The sequence below is a fragment of the Apilactobacillus intestinapis genome (assembly GCF_049166695.1).
Classification (GTDB): Bacteria; Bacillota; Bacilli; order Lactobacillales; family Lactobacillaceae; genus Apilactobacillus; species Apilactobacillus kunkeei_C.
In genome coordinates, this window is record NZ_JBMHFD010000008.1 from 1 (window position 1) to 17,488 (window position 17,488).

19 protein-coding genes are annotated in these 17,488 nt (G+C 34.6%); 7 read left to right on the forward strand and 12 right to left on the reverse strand.

The window, feature by feature from the left end:
• Together ACOMA7_RS05580 and ACOMA7_RS05585 are read right to left on the reverse strand one after the other, a co-directional pair.
• On the reverse strand, positions 1-2,215 hold a 2,215-nt coding region (locus ACOMA7_RS05580; RefSeq protein ID WP_421392509.1), incomplete at its 3' end, for a mucin-binding protein.
• A gap of 300 nt (positions 2,216-2,515) precedes the next feature.
• Positions 2,516-3,844 carry an MFS transporter gene (locus tag ACOMA7_RS05585; protein WP_421392512.1) on the reverse strand — a complete coding sequence of 443 codons (1,329 nt, stop codon included), beginning with the start codon at positions 3,842-3,844 and terminating at the stop codon, positions 2,516-2,518.
• Between the two features lie 81 nt (positions 3,845-3,925).
• On the opposite strand from ACOMA7_RS05585, the gene ACOMA7_RS05590 reads away from it, so the two are divergent.
• Complete coding sequence (locus ACOMA7_RS05590; protein WP_421392515.1) at positions 3,926-4,330, forward strand: MerR family transcriptional regulator; 405 nt, start codon at positions 3,926-3,928, stop codon at positions 4,328-4,330.
• Between the two features lie 110 nt (positions 4,331-4,440).
• Positions 4,441-4,851 (forward strand): hypothetical protein, encoded by a 411-nt coding sequence (locus ACOMA7_RS05595; RefSeq protein WP_421392517.1) that lies wholly within the window; start codon positions 4,441-4,443, stop codon positions 4,849-4,851.
• Positions 4,852-4,881: 30 nt separating this feature from the next.
• On the opposite strand, the gene ACOMA7_RS05600 is transcribed toward ACOMA7_RS05595, so the two are convergent.
• The 3 genes from ACOMA7_RS05600 to ACOMA7_RS05610 form a co-directional block, all read right to left on the reverse strand.
• Positions 4,882-5,151 (reverse strand): hypothetical protein, encoded by a 270-nt coding sequence (locus ACOMA7_RS05600; RefSeq protein ID WP_421392520.1) that lies wholly within the window; start codon positions 5,149-5,151, stop codon positions 4,882-4,884.
• Between the two features lie 320 nt (positions 5,152-5,471).
• Positions 5,472-6,371: a histidine phosphatase family protein gene (locus tag ACOMA7_RS05605; RefSeq protein ID WP_301945969.1), complete on the reverse strand. Its 900-nt coding sequence runs from the start codon at positions 6,369-6,371 to the stop codon at positions 5,472-5,474.
• A 137-nt stretch (positions 6,372-6,508) separates the two neighbouring features.
• On the reverse strand, positions 6,509-7,453 hold the full coding sequence (locus ACOMA7_RS05610) for a DUF4352 domain-containing protein (RefSeq protein WP_421392523.1): 945 nt from the start codon (positions 7,451-7,453) through the stop codon (positions 6,509-6,511).
• 141 nt (positions 7,454-7,594) lie between these two features.
• Between ACOMA7_RS05610 and ACOMA7_RS05615 the strand changes: the two genes are divergently transcribed.
• Positions 7,595-8,098, forward strand: a complete 504-nt coding sequence (locus ACOMA7_RS05615; RefSeq protein WP_414827232.1) for a GNAT family N-acetyltransferase — start codon at positions 7,595-7,597, stop codon at positions 8,096-8,098.
• Between the two features lie 2 nt (positions 8,099-8,100).
• Here ACOMA7_RS05615 and ACOMA7_RS05620 read toward each other — a convergent pair whose 3' ends face one another.
• Positions 8,101-8,382, reverse strand: a complete 282-nt coding sequence (locus ACOMA7_RS05620; RefSeq protein WP_054607762.1) for a hypothetical protein — start codon at positions 8,380-8,382, stop codon at positions 8,101-8,103.
• 198 nt (positions 8,383-8,580) lie between these two features.
• Between ACOMA7_RS05620 and ACOMA7_RS05625 the strand changes: the two genes are divergently transcribed.
• The 3 genes from ACOMA7_RS05625 to ACOMA7_RS05635 all read left to right on the forward strand — a co-directional run bounded on the left by ACOMA7_RS05625 (position 8,581) and on the right by ACOMA7_RS05635 (position 9,552).
• Positions 8,581-8,925 carry a hypothetical protein gene (locus tag ACOMA7_RS05625; RefSeq protein WP_414827230.1) on the forward strand — a complete coding sequence of 115 codons (345 nt, stop codon included), beginning with the start codon at positions 8,581-8,583 and terminating at the stop codon, positions 8,923-8,925.
• Positions 8,926-9,037: 112 nt separating this feature from the next.
• Positions 9,038-9,259, forward strand: coding sequence for a DUF2188 domain-containing protein (locus ACOMA7_RS05630; protein ID WP_421392527.1), 222 nt, complete (start codon positions 9,038-9,040; stop codon positions 9,257-9,259).
• Between the two features lie 92 nt (positions 9,260-9,351).
• Positions 9,352-9,552, forward strand: coding sequence for a hypothetical protein (locus ACOMA7_RS05635; protein WP_041152626.1), 201 nt, complete (start codon positions 9,352-9,354; stop codon positions 9,550-9,552).
• A gap of 140 nt (positions 9,553-9,692) precedes the next feature.
• On the opposite strand, the gene ACOMA7_RS05640 is transcribed toward ACOMA7_RS05635, so the two are convergent.
• Both ACOMA7_RS05640 and dcm read right to left on the reverse strand, forming a co-directional pair.
• Entirely contained in the window at positions 9,693-11,447 is a 1,755-nt protein-coding gene (locus ACOMA7_RS05640; protein WP_421392530.1) for an ATP-binding protein, read from the reverse strand.
• Positions 11,448-11,566: 119 nt separating this feature from the next.
• Positions 11,567-12,856: a DNA (cytosine-5-)-methyltransferase gene (gene dcm, locus ACOMA7_RS05645; protein WP_203619634.1), complete on the reverse strand. Its 1,290-nt coding sequence runs from the start codon at positions 12,854-12,856 to the stop codon at positions 11,567-11,569.
• Positions 12,857-12,945: 89 nt separating this feature from the next.
• On the opposite strand from dcm, the gene ACOMA7_RS05650 reads away from it, so the two are divergent.
• The gene (locus ACOMA7_RS05650) at positions 12,946-14,382 is read left to right on the forward strand and encodes a Sau3AI family type II restriction endonuclease (RefSeq protein WP_421392532.1); all 1,437 of its coding nucleotides are present in this window, start codon (positions 12,946-12,948) and stop codon (positions 14,380-14,382) included.
• 13 nt (positions 14,383-14,395) lie between these two features.
• On the opposite strand, the gene ACOMA7_RS05655 is transcribed toward ACOMA7_RS05650, so the two are convergent.
• The 4 genes from ACOMA7_RS05655 to trpB form a co-directional block, all read right to left on the reverse strand.
• Positions 14,396-14,749, reverse strand: a complete 354-nt coding sequence (locus tag ACOMA7_RS05655; protein ID WP_421392534.1) for a hypothetical protein — start codon at positions 14,747-14,749, stop codon at positions 14,396-14,398.
• Between the two features lie 486 nt (positions 14,750-15,235).
• Positions 15,236-15,430 carry a hypothetical protein gene (locus ACOMA7_RS05660; RefSeq protein WP_301945655.1) on the reverse strand — a complete coding sequence of 65 codons (195 nt, stop codon included), beginning with the start codon at positions 15,428-15,430 and terminating at the stop codon, positions 15,236-15,238.
• A gap of 96 nt (positions 15,431-15,526) precedes the next feature.
• Positions 15,527-16,303: a tryptophan synthase subunit alpha gene (gene trpA / locus ACOMA7_RS05665; RefSeq protein ID WP_421392537.1), complete on the reverse strand. Its 777-nt coding sequence runs from the start codon at positions 16,301-16,303 to the stop codon at positions 15,527-15,529.
• The gene (trpB, locus tag ACOMA7_RS05670) at positions 16,296-17,486 is read right to left on the reverse strand and encodes a tryptophan synthase subunit beta (RefSeq protein WP_421392539.1); all 1,191 of its coding nucleotides are present in this window, start codon (positions 17,484-17,486) and stop codon (positions 16,296-16,298) included. The genes trpA and trpB overlap by 8 nt, the downstream gene beginning before the upstream one ends.
• Between the last annotated feature and the right edge of the window lie 2 nt (positions 17,487-17,488).

A 17,488-nucleotide genomic window follows, 5' to 3' on the forward strand; every position in this document is an offset into this window, starting at 1 on the left:
TAAAGGTTACTTGGTCATGACTCGCATCATGGACACTCTTGCCATTACCGTCCACATAATTAATAGTTTGATTTACACTCTTGCTCAAACTATCCTTATCGGTTCCGTTTGGCCACTTTGGTCCATCTGGGTTAGCTGGATTAATTGGTTGTCCGGGTTCGCCCGGTTGATCTGGTGTTACCGTATCTACTTTGTGTGAATAAGTCACTGTTATATCTTCATTATTATTATCATTGTATATTTTGGAATTTTTATAATTATTAGAATAGGAGAATCCATCTTTTCCACTATAAGAACTAGTAATATATTCAGTATCCGGATTAGAATATCCATATTTAGATAAGTCTTGAACATTATATGATTTTAAATCATTCGTTTGTTGAATCCAGCCCTGATTTGGATCACTAGTACTAATATCGGGGGTTTTTGAATTATCTAAATTTGAAGAATATCCTAATAATGTACTACCATCTGGTGAATATACTTCAGCTCTTTTATAGGTGACATTATCTATTGTTGGAGCAACAATTTCTTTTCCACTTTTATCCACATACTTAACTGTTCTTGTTAACGTTTTAGTATCTATCTTTACAACGTTGCTATCTCTACCATACACAACCTTTACATATTCATAAGTATTAGCTGGTACACCATTAATTACAACGTTTGGCTTCCCGTATTTATTATTAAACCCATCTCCAGGAGCGTATTCACTAGTAAAACTACTGTAGCTTGGATTGGTATATCCATCAACTGTTGGAGAATAAGCAGTTGGAATTTCATTTTGAGGAGAATCTTGTGCCAAATGCCATCCTTGAGATAAGTCGTCTAATGGTATATCAACATTATTACTTGAACCTGTAGATGAGTATCCAATAAGGTTTCCGTTTGTATCGTAAACTCTTGTCCTTATATATTTAACAGTATCTTTTCTAGATGGATAAATATGATATCCCGCCGGTATTGGATTCCCATCGTCAACAAAATCATTTCTGTTCACATAATCAATTTGTCTAGTCAAATTACTATAATCATTTTGACTGGTTCTCATATTCTTATACTTTACTGTAACTAATTCATAAGCATTTTTTTCAATTACATTGCCATTACTATCCTTGCCATCAAATATTGCAACATTTGACAAATTTGATGGATTAGAAAATCCTTGATCAGGACTATAAGTACTACTTACAACAGAAACATCAGGTCCAGAATATCCTTTTTCAGTTAATGTTGAATCGTTAGGGGAAGATGCGTCCGGAATAGAGCTAGGAGAATTATCTAATAGTCTCCAGCCATTATTTGAATCACTCTTAGAGATATTGATATTAGTGCTATTAGTTGTTGAATAGCCTAATACGTTGCCATCCTTATCCTGTACAATATTTCTTACCCATCCAATATGATCATAACGAGTTGGATAAATATGTGTTCCACTTGTAGCTTGATTGCTATCTTCAACATAGTCAATCTGTCTAGTGAGATTTGCATACTGTGTCTTTACACTATATTGGGATAATGGATTTGTATAAAACACTTTAACATGCTCAATCGCATTTCTTTGTCCTGTGTCGCCATCGCTAATTGTTACATCAGGATTGCCGCTATCTGTAAACCCTTGGCCGGGGATAAAAGAGCTTTTCACTTCACTAATGCTAGGATCTCCATACCCACTTATCGATGGTGAAGATATTTCAGGCAGAGTGGATGATGTATTACTCTTTGGTCTCCAACCATTTTGAGAATCATTCAAGCTTATATCAGCATTATTACTACCATCCGAAGAATATCCGATTAAATTATTAGAAGAATCAAACACTTTAGTTCTAACATAGTGTACTGAATCAATTCTTTGATCTGCAAGAGTTTTACCACTTGTACTTAGATTACTGTACGCTTCCTGATAATCTATGTATCTTGTGTAATCAGAATACTCTTGTTTAACACTAACTCCTTTTTCGTTAATCGTATTTATACTATTGCTTGGATTAGGTGATATTTTTTCATCATTTTCATTCAATTTCGCATCGCTAGTACTCTTAGATTGAACGTTCGATATTGAATCTGCACTGACTGTAGTTTGATTGTACTCAAAGTATAATCCTGTTCCTAAGAGTGTGAAAAATCCTAATGATACTACTATCCAATTCTTTTTTACTTTTTTCATTATTTTTTTATCATTAACTTTATTCAATTTTCGCTTGTTATATTTCATTAAATTCACCCCTTGAAAACTATATAGTCTAATTATCTCACCTTAAATGCTTTTTTCAATTATATGAAACTAGTATTAGTTTTTAATGATATACTTTTTGTCATCTAACTCAAAATTTGTGCAATATTTACATATTATTTTTTATCAAAGTGACGGAAAGTATAAATATTAAAAAAATATTAATTTTAAACATGTACATTATAATAGACAAAAAATACATTTCAAACAAAAAATATTGACAAAAAAAGGATGCCATTTCGGACAACCTTTTTTGTCAATATTTTATCTAAATGGATACATTTATTTGCGATGAAGTCGTTTGATATTAATCGCCATAAGTAATGGAACTAACATCAATAATGACATCAACAGTGTTTGGTAGTGATAAGCGGTAATTACATTTGCGATTCCGGCAGTTAGAGTAACTACCAGCGACAACAAAATGGAACTCCCTAATTGATGAAAAACGTTAACTGCACTGGAAGTTGCCCCGCCCAATTCCTTCGGCGTATTGGCAACACCTGATACTGTAAGTGGTCCAAAGGAAAATCCTTGACCGATTCCAATCACAATCATTGGTAGTGCTACTGAAATCGTGTAGCCGTATTTTAAATCTAGACCGAATAGCATCAATACCCCAACCAATGTCACGACAGTCCCAAGCAGCAATAAGTTTTCGTTTTTATACTTACTTGATAGCTTTGATTGAAGCATTCCAAATAAGAATTGTGGAATCGTTTCTGGCATAAAACCAAATGCGGAAAGTAGTGGCGTGAAGCCATAGTACTTTTGTAATACCTGTGGGACTAAAAAGAAGAACGAAAACATCGATCCAATGTAAAAGAATCTAGCAATATATGCGGAAACACGTTCTGGATCCTTGAAGATTGCCATCGGCATGATTGGATTATCAATCTTAACTTCGCGGAATAAGAAGATCACCAATAATACGACAAAAATGGCGATAAATAGTCCCTTGTGACCGGTACCGTTAATTGCATTAACCAGTGATAAGATGGCTAGCACGGACAAAATTGAGCCGATATAGTCCAAATGACTGTGCACTCGGGCGTTTGCATTTGGCACGAAGAAAATGGTTAATAAAATCAATAAAATGCCCAGTGGGACGTTGATTAGAAAACCTAATCGCCAGGAATAAAATGTCGTCACTAATCCCCCGATGATTAATCCGACACTGGCACCTAATCCGGCGGTCACTCCGTAAAATGAAATGGCTTTTTCTCGTTTCTTACCCTCGTAAGTATCAAGTAGTAAGGCCAATGAGGTTGGTGCTAGAATTGCGGAACCAATCCCCTGAAATGCGCGCATAATGATGATGAATAAGCCGTTTGGTGCTAATCCGACTAGTAGTGAGAATAACGTGAAGATGACCAGACCGGTTAAGAAGACTGGTTTTCTTCCATACAAATCACCTAGACGACCACCTAGTAACAACAGACTACCAAAGACCAATGCATAGATATTCGTAATCCATGCAACACTTTGACTAGTCATGTGCAAGCTGCTGGCGATTTGGACCGTACTAGTAAATACGACGGAATTATCCAATAGAATCAAAAAATAGCTAATTAAAATAATCGGCAGGATAATGCCAAATTTATACTTCATGCTTGTGTCCTCCTAAAAATATGATAAAGTAATCATATTACTTAAAGTTAACTTTAAGGCAAGACATTGAGGTGAAAAATTTTGAACATTAAAGAAGCCAGTCAAATTACTGATGTGCCAGCATCTACCATCCGTTATTACGAAAAGGAACACATCATCCCCGCCGTCGACAGAAACGAATCTGGCGTGCGTGACTTCGATGACCATGCGATTAGACGAATTAGTTTTGCGAAGAAAATGCGTGATGCCGGAATGGAAATCAGCACATTGAAACAATACATTAACCTGTTCGATAACGTTGAAGACAGTGAAGATGAACAACTAGCCCTACTAGTTGAACAAAAGCGTCTAATGGAAGAAAAACGCGACAAGATGAATGATGCCATCGACCACTTGGCTCACAAGATTGAGAACTTCGACACCCACATGTTAAGAATCGAAGACGAATTAAGAGCAATGAAGGCAAATAAAAAAGAACGACTATAACAGTCGTTCTTTTTAAACATAAGTACACTTACGCAGGGTTTTATTTACGCAATTTTAAAACATATTTATACCTTCTTTTTATATACTTAGTATAGAAAGGAGGTATAAGTATGGAACAAAAAAATAGATCAATGAGCTTATTAAAGGATTCAGTACCACCAATTATTTTAAACTTCACTGCTATTATTCTAATGTGTATTTTCAAAGCAGATGTTAAAGATATCCTACCAATATCAGCATTAATCGCCTGCTTCCTAGCCCCTGCATTAAAGGAATTTTTTTCTGATGAAAATAACATTAATTCAAAGCTATACATTGGTGGATATGTAATAGTTGGTCTTTATTTATTTATAGTTTTTACAATCAAGCCAAATGACATACTGCCACATTGTTTAGAAAAAACAACTCGAATTATACTTTCCAACATATGGTACAGCGCTTTAACTACTGGATTTTTCTATGGATTATCACTAGTAGTTTGTTCAAAACTTTATAAGAAACGAACACATAATAAAAAATAAAAAAGAGCGACTATAACAGTCGTTCTTTTTTTACGCTTGTTCTTCATTTGAAGCTACGAAATGGTAGATGATGTAGCTAACAGTCCAAACAAAGATGAACACTAGAAAGATTAGGAGTGCTTTTACATCTAATTCGATGTTGAAGTTCAAGAATCCCTTTAGCTTGATGATGTTAAAACCTAATAATGATCCCCAAGCACCTTTAGAGTGCACCAAAAGTTCTACAAAACTATCAAGTAAAATTAGAACCAGGTACAAGATGGTACCATATGAGAACCAATTAAATGTCTTTTTTAACATGGTCTTCCTCCTAAATATCGGTTACTGTTATTATACACAAAAAGCAATCCTTTGTCGGATTGCTTTTTGTTTTATCTTGGCTAATTCTATGAATGCGAGGCCTAACAGCACTGTAAGTAAAGGATGAGGTAAAGGATTAAATTCCTCATGGCGTGATGTTAATTATTAATAGTGATTACGGAAACTATAATCGATCAATTAATCTTTTCGGCTGGAGATAAACGACAATTACCTACCATAATCACCATGCATCCAGTCGACGAATTAGCCAAGTTACGGCCTTTCTTCATATTATTCGTTCAAAATACAAGTCATCTCAATTATTTTTCGTAATCAACCTTCATGCTAGCTGATTCCTTTACCTTGTGGCTTTGTAGATACTTAGCACCCTTTTGGGCGTAACTTAGATCACCAACCTTTCCAAATGTAGCCTTACCTGTCTTTACGTTGTAGTAGACTTTGGTAACACCTGAGTTAGGAATTAGTCCGTTAGTTAATAAGCTCTTGTCGGTCTTGCTTAGGTTATGGTCATATTTTGATAAATATGCCCCAATAATTTCACCTGAACTGACTACTAAAGCATTCTTACCGTGCTTTTTGTATGTTGCATCAGCAACTCGTTTGATACCCGCTGCTTCTCTAGCTAGTACCTGATTAGCACTTTCTGCACGGTCTTCAGCAGGTGTTGAGTCATTCTTTTTATCTAGTTCATAGATTGCTTGAATTCGTTTGGCAGTGGTATCTAGGCCAAACTTCTTGGACAATGCAGCATTGTCTTTTACTCCATAATAGTCATCAATTGCCTTACTGTGATCAGCTTCTTGGTATAATTCGTACTTTCCGCCACCAACTTCTCTCAACTGAGGAGTCTCTAGCACTGTTAGTTTACTATTACCTGAATAGTCCAACATGTCTTTGATTGTGTCTAAATGACGAACCAGTTTACCACACGCTGCTTCTGTGAAGTGAACTCCTCGAAGTCCTGCTCCCACCTGCTTGGCAACCAAGTCACCCTGCGGTGTCAATGGATAGTCATCCCATCCTTCCGCCAGTGTCATTACGTTCCCGGTGGTCTGCCCATGTCGAGCAAGGTAAACCGTCACAACATCATTACTCTTATTTGAACTTGGTGCTTTACTCTTGGCTGAAGCGGCCACCCCAGTACTTGAAAGTGTTAAAAATAGCAATAAGCCACTCATTAATTTGGCTTTGGAAATCATTAGCGTCATCTCCTGATGAATTATTTATGGAACATCTTTAATATATGCCTTCCATGTAAATTTGCTATAAAGATTATGTAAAAGTTATGTAAATATAAAAAAGAGAGGCGCAGGTAAAGCGCTTCTCTTTTTATTTATTAGTTTAAGTCGATATCTACGGTGTGGTTATCGAAGAAATTAGGTTGGTATTCCAACTTTAACTTAGCGTTTGGATTAGCTTGACCGATTAAGTAACCAGTAACTTTTGAACCTTCATCTAAGGTACCACTATCGATAGTATTATTATCATAAGTATCATTACCAGTAGTTTCATCTAGATCAGTACCATTACCATCAGCACTCAACTTAAAATCAAAAGGATTGTAGTCTTGCTTGTCACCAGTATCGTTTTGAATGGTAACATTAATTGCAACATACTTATTACCACTCTTAGGAGTGTCAATATCATCACCGTCATCATACTTAATATCATTTACAGTGACTTTGTATCCCTTGTAATTAATGGTTTCTCCAACCTTGTATTGTTTATTCAATACAGCTTCAGAATCTGATTTTGAAGATGAGTCTGTGTCTTGTGATGATTTTGTTTTACCTTGTGTAGTAGAAACATCACTGTCTGATGAACTTGAGCTTGAACCATGTGATGATGCAGTAGCAATAATTGCAATTGAAAGAAGTACTGAAACAGCAATAACTACCCAAATCCACCATACCTTATACCAAGGAGCAATTACATCATTTACTTGTGATGCTTTCTTGGCTGGTTTTTGTAGAAATTCAAAAACAACAGCGATTATAAGTAATACAATTGATGGGAAAGCAAAAATCATTGATAAACCAGATATCGCACTACCAATAATCCCCAATACTGGCCCTACGATTGAAATATTTAATTGCTTAGCATAATACAATGAAACAGTGTTTAAAATCACACCGATCCATGTAACTAAATAGAAAAATCCCCCGTTGGTATTTCCATTATTTGCAATTGCTTGCGCAATTACGACAAACCATGAAATAAACAACATTAAACAGTTAAAAATGTTAAACGCTGCAGTCCATATATTAATTTTAGACTTCATGTAAAAAGTTCCCCCTAAATTTTAATCCATATTTAATAATATCATAACGAAAAATCAATTCAAAGAAATCTTTTATTAAGATATTAGTGAATAATACTTCACAAAGGGTTATACTCTAATTAAAAATAGGAAGTGATAATTATGAATAATATCGCTGAATTTAAGCTGGATAGACAAAATTATGGTCTAGCGTTAGTCGAAGAATTTATGTCCACCGAAATTTACGACATCATTAACAAAGACCGCGAAGAATTAGCCAAGTGGCTACCATGGGCTAAGGACATGCAATCAATTGATGACGAAGCAAAATTTATTCGCTATGCTAAAGAACACAATATATTCGTTCTAGCAATTTTAAATGGTGCAAAACCCGTCGGTATGATTGATTTACACAATGTGGATCAAGTGAACCATACCGCTGAAATTGGCTACTGGTTATCCAGTGAATATCAAGGTAAAGGAATCATGTACAACAGTGTGCAATCACTTGTTAGTTATGCATTTAACTTCTTTGATATGGAAGAGCTAATTATTAAAGCTGAAGTTGACAATGAACCAAGCAGACGCGTTGCTGAACGCGCTGGATTCACATTCCAAAAAACAGAAGGACCATTTGCGATTTATGCAAAACAAAAGAACGGCTAGAATTAGCCGTTCTTTTTATTTTCCTTTAGCATGTAGTCCATGAATCCATATAAAGCCATCCAGATTAGCATGATGACAACGAAGTAAATCAATGTCTTCCATGTGATCAATAGACTAAAGTTGAATTCCCCGGGGTTAAAATTTTTAACGACTCTTACGCCCATTAGAGTGCGCCAAGTAGATGGTGATTGATAGTAAAAGCCTTCCAAAAATCCATCAATAATAGTTAAGATTACATATACCCCAACGCCAAGTGAAAACCATTTGCTCATCTTCATTTGCATAATGTAACCCGCCTTTATTATGTACTAACCACATAATAGCACAGCAATTCTCTTTGTTGCATCAAAAAAGGCTATAAAAAACATGTTATATCAACATTTTGACGAGTTAATACAAAATGATGACAATAGTTTGTCATTTTCATTAAGTTTATAAAGTGGTATATTCTTATTACTACAAAATTCAAAGGAGGTGCCATGATGAAGACAATCAGAAACATTATTATCCTAGTATTCCTCGCTGTGCTTATCTTCATTGCTTTGCCTGTTGGAAAAGACTTCTACATCCAAAGCTCATTAAGCAAACAAGCTACTTCAGCAATCAGCAACCAACAAGAATTAAAGAAAGTTGCTGCTAACGAATCAACATACGTGTACCTAACTCAACACAATAATGATCGTATCTACAATTCAGACTCAGATACTGGTAAAGGAGATACCTACCGTTACTCCGCCAAGTATGGTGATAAGAACATCACGCTTACTGGTACCCTATCAAATGCTGGATTTAAGGTAAAACTAGATAAAGTGGAAATCACACAATAATAAAAAGCTCTCCGGTTGGGAGAGCTTTTTTTGTTGTGCTTATCTTATATAAGTGATATCATCTCAACAAGAACATACGTTCTCATCAAAAAAAGAAGGAGATGATAGAGTAATGGAGAAAGAAGTTTTCGTAAGTCCAAAGGGAAATAACTGGCAAGTTAAAGTTGCAAAAAACTCTAGAGCATCCAGATTGTTCAAACTCAAAGCAGATGCTATGAAATTCGGGCGTAGTTTGGCAATGAAATATAAAGGAGAACTATTCGAACAAGATAAACATGGACACATCATAAATAGAAATAGTTATGGTAACGATCCAAGAAATCGAAAAGGATAGTTTTTTTAAATCTAAATACTGAACACTTCACATCTATGGTGCTACTATATAGTTGGATTCAGATATAAATTGAATTGATAGAGGCGATTAATATGACTGAATCAGAAATTATAGATGGAATTAAGCAAGTAAAGACAACACCAGGTATGATTGATTACCTAAGAACATTATTAAAGAAAGGTCGCAAGGAAGACCCTACTGATGTTCACACATTCCATGATTTTGAAAAGGCATTGTATGATTACAACAATCATCAATACCAAACTCATAACCAAGCAGATAATTCACTATAATCTTGTTAAGTCAAAGAAGGTCTTATGATGATGAAGAGATTTCGAATTCATGATTGCACTACTTTGTTACTTGATAGATTTTCAATATAATGTAGAGACATTTTAAGTAGAAAAGGCACCCATTTGTTGGGTGCCTTTTTTTACTTACTACGTTCGTATCCGTTTAACAATGTTTCCGGGAAAGCCTTATCTTCCTTTAAAGGAATCATTTCGTCACCAAATTCATCATCCCAATTAGATTGATATATTTCCACTTTATTAGGATTATATCTTTTAATATTCCTTAAATATCTAATTGTATCTTCAACCATATCAGATTTATCTTTACCAATAAGTTTGGCTTTAATTTTTCTACCATGTAGTAATTCACTATCATTCATCATTAATAGGTCAATATACATCATCAATTGGTATAAATCTTGTTCAGTTAAATCTTTTACCTTAAATTCATATATTTCAATTGAATCATCATATTCTTCATACAAATCACATAGGATTTTTGTACCTGAAGAACCTTGTAATAGATTTTTTTGAACATCATTTTCTGAAGAATAGTAATAATATTGTTCATCATTATTCTTCTTAGCTTTTTCAGCCATTTCTTGTCTATTTTCAAATAGCATTTTTACAAGTTGATTCTCTTTATATTCATTATCCATGGCTAAGGACTTATTAAATTTTCCTCTTATAAAACTTTTTAATCCTTCATACTTACTGTCACCCTCCAATATATTATTTTTATTAACTTTAGTTAAGGGTAATTTATTTATATCATCAGTAACAACATCAATTTGTATAATCATATGATTATATGAATTATGTGTTGCTACATTGAAAATAGACGTAAACAAGTTATCCACCATAAGCCTTCCATTAAATCTAATTTCCACTCCTGAAGTTTTTTCATTTCCTAGATAGTGCTTACGATAACTGTTATGGTCTCTGTCGACTTCATCAATCTTATAATAATTAAAATATATTTTAATTGTCGAATCGTCTGCGTTATCACTTAATCTAATGAAATCATTTTTATCCCACTTAGCATAAACAAATTTTCTGCCATTATAACTATGAATCTTATTTTTATCTATCTCTGATTCCAATAAGGTAGCATTAGGAACCTTTAGTGGACTATTAATTATGTTTGGCTTATTATCCCCATTATCCTTGTTTCTTTTCTTATAAAAATAAATACTTACTTTCTTTTGTTCAAGAATTGGACCATAAACATATTTAATATCTTCTATTAAATCTGAACAAACTCCATCAAAAGAATCCCCCATAGATTCATTATTGTCATTAGCTTCGCTACTATATTTATCAGCTGTATTTTTTGACATAGAAGACATTAACATTAATTTATCCACATTAACTTGTATCAAAGTGCCATGTTTAAACTCAACATCATTATCTACTATTTCTTCAGGAAGACTATTGCTTCTATAACAATTTAATTTTTCAGAATATGGATGTTTTACTATGATATATGTATCTTCTTTGCAAGCTTTAGTTATAAAAAACCAATTGTCATTTTCTTTATTCAAAGATGCTAATGCATGTTTCATTCCACATCCATGATCATTCATTGTGGTATCTTTCTTGGTTCTATCACCAACTCCATATCCGAATACATGTCCAAGATTTGAAATCTTTATACCGGTTCCACTATCCCTTATTTGAATAGTATATTTATCACCAATATCATAAATTTTTAAATCAATTCTTTTATCATCAAATTTAGAAGAAATAAGATTAGATATAGAATTATCCAAAAATTCGTTTATTGCCTCGTTAAAATTACCAACGACGTTAGCATATGCATTTTTCCATTTTTGGTCAAAGTTTTCTTCTACAACTACTGACAGATTATCTTGTAGATGTTCTTCATTTTGCAACATAATCATCCTTTTTTTAATTATTTACCTTTAATAGTAGGAAAAAGGAGTTAAAAGCTAGTGAACTTATATTAAATTTTTGGTGATTAATTAAAAAAGACCTCTAATGAGGTCTTTTTTTAATCATCATATTCATTTACGATTTCTTTAATTCCTTTACCGATACCTTCGATAATAGAAGTAACAAGTGCGTTACCCATGAAGAACATTCTCATTCTATCGCTAACTTCTTTAACTTCACCATCAACGATTTTATATTTAGTCCAATCATCTGGAAAATCTTGCATTCTCTCTGCTTCGATTGGTGTTAACACTCTATATCTATCATTAATCTTCAACCAATGAGTTGATCTGTTAACACTTCCTTCAGAGGTAAGCATGGTTCTACCTGGTAGTGATAAATCTTCATAAGGAGACATTCCACCTTCGCTGTAGGTATAAGTATGTCCATCAGCGGAAGTTCTTTCAATATGTTTTGGACCACGAAGATAAGCAAACTTATCAATTTTAGCTTGGTCATCTACATAATATTTTTCATCAATATCATCTTCTGGTTGAACAATATCTCTTAGTGGAGTTGGTTTTTTATCAGAATTTGGAACAGAGTCGATAGTAAAGTACTTGCCGTGTCTCATAATTCCAGTATTGAATACTTTGCCAGTGAAATTATCTGATGCAGCTACAATATCATCTGGTAGTTCATAATAAGCTCTTCTACCTTTATATAACTCTTCTTTAATTGGGAACTGCTTTGCAAATAGACCTTCTTTAAAGATATATTCGTCATAAGCATCATCTGGGATTAATTCTTCGTCAAAATCATATTTTTCGTCCAAATGTTTTGCATATGGTAGGTCATTACGGAATACGAAGAAATAAACACGACGACGGCGTTGAGCTCTTCCATAATCAGCCGCATTAATAACACGCCATTCTACAGAATATCCTAGGCTATTTAATGCAGTAAGCATAATTGAAAAATCTCTTCCTCTTTGCTTAGCAGGAGCTTTCAATAATCTATCAACATTTTCAAAAATCATATATTTAGGATGGATATCTTTAGCAGCTCTAATAATTTGCCAGAATAAAACACCCTTTTTACCTTGAATTCCCATTTCATTTTTCTTAGATCTCGCTACTGAGTAATCTTGGCATGGAAATCCACCAACTATCATATCTGCATCCATCGAACTGAACTTTTCATCAGAAATTTCAGCAACATCAATTCCAATATTCTCGGAATCTGGGAAGCGGTAGTTGTATACATCAAAAGCATCTTGGCTTTTTCTTGATGGTTCATATTGATTGGACCACTTTGTCTTAAACAATGATTTATCTGCATTATCTAATCCGATACGGAATCCACCGACTCCGGCAAATAATTCTAAGACTTTAAGTTCTTTTGCCATGCTAATCACTCCTTTTTTTGAATTATTAATATATATTATATAATATATGTAGAAAAGGATCAACACATATTATTCAAGAGGGGCCAAATATGGATTTTAAAACTAAGGAAGAAGTACATAATAGAGCTGTTCAGATTGAAAACATTAAACAAAAAGATCTTATAAAAATGCTTAATCTGCACATAAAAGGTAACAAAAATGCCATGGGTGACGTGTTCGAAGCTTGGTTTGGAAAGCCAAAGGACTCAGCAAGTCAACCTGATTTAGGTGTGTCCGAACTAAAAGCAACTCCTTTTAAACGTTTAAAAAATGGTGATATTAGTGCTAAGGAAAGATTAGTCCTCAACATTATTAATTACGAAGATTTAGATAAAGAAAATTTTGAAAATAGCCATCTTCTTGAAAAAAACAAAGTACTGGAACTTGGATACTATGAATACAACAAAGACATCCCCAAAGAAGATTGGTTTTTCGCAAAATGTGTTATGTACGAAATGCTCAACAATAAGAATGATTTAGAGATTATCAAAAAAGACTGGGAAATCATTCAATCATATGTAAAACAAGGTAAAGCTGAAGAAATAAATGAAGGAATCACCAACTATTTAGCCGCTTGTACAAAGGGTGTAAACAAGCATTCAATGAGAACACAACCAAATTCAAATGTTATGGCTAAGCAAAGAGCTTTTTCATTAAAAGGCAGCTTTATGACTACCCTTCTAAGAGATTATATTTTTGGCGATAAACATTCAGATGCAATTGTTAAAGATTCTACTGAACTGTCTACTCAATCTTTAGAAGATATTATCCATTCAAAATTTAAACCTTTTATCGGAAAATCAGTAAAAGAAATAGTTAACGACTTGAATATTCCGATTAAAGAGACTAAAACTATTGGTAAATACAATGTTGAAATTGTAAATAGAATTTTAGGTATTAAGAGTAGAAATGGAATTGAAGCTGATGAGTTTAAAAAAGCTTCTATTGTGCCTAAAACGGTTCAATTCAATCAAAGAAATACAAACAAAGAAAGTATGTCTTTACCACCTTTCAAATTCAAAGATTTAGTAGAAGAAAATTGGAATGACAAAGATGGTTCTCCAGAAGCATCCTTGAACGTTTATTTTTCAGAAACAAAATTCTTGTTTGTAGTTTTCAAAACAGATGATGATGGAATTAACTATCTAAAAGGAATTAAATTCTTTAGAGTTCCAGAAGACCAAAGAGAAGGTGTCATAAGGGAAGCTTGGCAACAAACTGTTGACACTATACTTTCTGGTGTAAAGCTAACTTTTGAAAACAATAGAGTCTCAAATAACCTTATCTCTTCAAAAGATAGAAAAATAATCCATGTCAGACCACATGCTGCAAGAAGTAGCTATATTGATAGTAAAGATTCTAATGAATTACCAGTCCCTGCAAATTGGACCAATAAGCCATCTGAATACTCTGATAACTTTATGACAACTCAGTCTTTCTGGCTAAATAGTAAGTATATAAAGTCAGCAGTAGAGGATTTATTATAAAAAGCAGTGAATTTTATTTCACTGCTTTTTTTATAACATAATAAATTTTGTCCTTACCCTTTATAAATCCTTTATTGCCAATGTAGTTATTATATTCGAAGCAACTTACATTGAATATTCTATATACAGATTTAAAAAATGAACATTTAAAAATTACATCTTCATTGTTATTTACATCAAACGTTTCATAATCCGTATCCGGTTGGTTCAAATTATGATAATCAGTCAATTCATTTAACATTGCATCATAAGCTACATAAGACATTTTCCAATCATAATTTGGATATGTAATAACGTAATCAGGATTATCATAACTTCTTAAATCTTCTTTGTAAGATTCGCATGCAATTTCAGTAATATCTTTCATTAAAAAACTCCTATAATTAGCATTTAACTAATTATAGATCGATTTATAAAATAAAAAAGCCTTTCTTACACGAGATGGGAAAGCTCGATAAAGAAAGACCTTATAAAAAATTAAATTGTTTTAAAGCGTTTCAAAAGGATTAATCATCCCGAACGCAACTACATAATAGTTTCAAAAAATACAATCATCAACAATTTTGTTTAGATTACCACTAATCTTCGAAAAACTATCCTTATCAATCGTATCAATTGTAGATTCGATAAATAGTAAAACTATTGAAAGCATAAAGGTAACAATTGCCGTTACTCTTCTTACTTTCGTATCTGAGCAGTTAAAAAAGCTATCCCAGATTAAGAAAGAAGAAGTCATTAAAGCCAACAGTACTGATTGCACCCTTATGAATGCACAAATCATTTGTTTATTAGATGTAGGTTCCATCTAATCTACTACGTTTCATATGTATTCCCCGCATACACGGGGTGTTGTTTACCACTTAAACAAGTTGAAAGTTGTCTTATGGTAGACCTTGTTATATAAAGCGTTATGTGGATTATTAATCCATCCCATACCCTTCTTACCGTAGTATGGGTTAATCGCACGTTTCATTGAACGTACCGCACGTCCTCTTGTTCGTGCTGATAATGACTTTTTCCAGCTTGGTTTTCTCATACCAAATTTCATGTCTATCATCTTCTTTTTTATAGGCTAATGTAATTATACAACTTATATAAGTTATTGAAAGGATATGAAAAAAGCACACATTATTGTGTGCTTTTTCTATTCAATAATTGCTTGTTTGATTTCGCTAGCATAATCCTTTAGACGCTTGGGGGCATCTTGTTGATCCTCTTCGACGATTCTGACAAACGAGCTTCCGATGATGACACCGTCGGAGATTTGATTCATTTCACTGGCTTGTTTGGCTGAATGAATTCCAAACCCAATGGCGACTGGTACATCGGTGTATTCCTTTATCTTTTGGACAATCCCAGATAGGTAATTGGAGAACTCATCCCTTTCACCCGTCACTCCCAATGATGATACTAGATAGATAAATCCTTTGGCGTGTTGCACTAATTTCTCAATTCGATCATCTGAATTCAAGGTCACTAGTGGGACTAATGCTAAATCGTACTTATCAATGAATGGTAGTAGCTCATCTTGTTCCTCGTAAGGTAGGTCTGGAATGATTAATCCGCTCACCCCATGTTTTAAACATTGATGACAAAATTCATCGTAGCCGTATTGCAAGACGACGTTTAGATAGGTCAAAAAGACAAGGGTGATATCGGTCTTTTGATGAATTTCATCGACCATCGCAAAGACCTTGTCCATTGGTAATTCACCGTCTGCCAAGGCACGTAAATCGGCACGTTGGATGACCGGTCCATCGGCGACTGGATCAGAGAATGGAATCCCAATTTCGACGACATCGGCACCACCTTCGGATAACGCCACCACGTTTTTAATCGTTGTATCAATATCAGGGTCGTTGGCAACAACGTATCCAACTAACTTATTACCACCTTGCATGGTTTCAACTAATTTATTCATTTACGTCAACTCCTCTGTATTTACCAATTGCGGCGACATCCTTATCACCACGGCCGGAAAGTGTACATATAATTGTTTGGTCCTTGCTCATTGTCGGTGCCAGCTTTCTTACATATGCGACCGCATGACAGCTTTCAATTGCGGCGACGATTCCTTCGGTTCTGGCGATGTATTCAAACGCATCGACTGCTTCATCATCGGTAATGCCGACATATTGAGCACGACCTGATTTGGCTAGTGCTGCATGTTCTGGACCTACTCCTGGATAATCTAAACCGGCTGAGATTGAGTATACCGGTTTGATTTGACCCGTTTTCGTTTGTAGGAAGATTGATTTCATCCCATGAAAGACCCCTTCACTACCACATTCAAGAGTGGCGGCGGTTAAATCGGTCTCAACACCCTTACCGGCTGCTTCGACACCAATTAGTTTTACTGATGGATCTTCGATGTAGTTGGCAAAACTACCGATGGCATTGCTTCCACCACCAACACAGGCGACAATCGCATCTGGTAGTTTATTGTTAATCTTTTTGAATTGTTCCTTGGATTCCTTACTAATGACACTTTGGAAGTCACGAACCATTAATGGATATGGATGGGGTCCGGTGGCTGAACCCATCACGTAGAATGTGTCGTCGGTACGAGCAGAGAATTCTTGTAGAGCGGCATTAATCGCATCCTTTAATACCATTGAACCAGAGGTCACTGAGTTCACCTTAGCCCCCAGTAGTTCCATTCGATAGACGTTTAACTTTTGGCGGTCGGTATCTTCTTTTCCCATGAAGATTTCACATTCCATGCCAAACAATGCCGCAATGGTGGCGGTGGCCACACCGTGTTGGCCGGCACCAGTCTCCGCAATCAATCTGGTCTTACCCATTCGTTTTGCCAATAACGCTTGGCCAATCACGTTATTAATCTTGTGGGCACCAGTGTGATTTAAGTCCTCACGTTTGAAATAGATTTGCGCGCCACCCAAGTCTTCCGTCATTCGTTTAGCGTATGACAAAAGAGATGGACGGTTAGCGTAGTTGTTCAATAGGTCCTGTAGTTCTGCTTGAAATTCTGGATCTTGTTTGGCCTTTTCGTATTCATCGGCCATTCGATTTAGTTCATTCATCAATGTTTCTGGAACGTATTGACCACCGTACTCGTCGAATCTTCCTGCTTTGTTAGTCATAA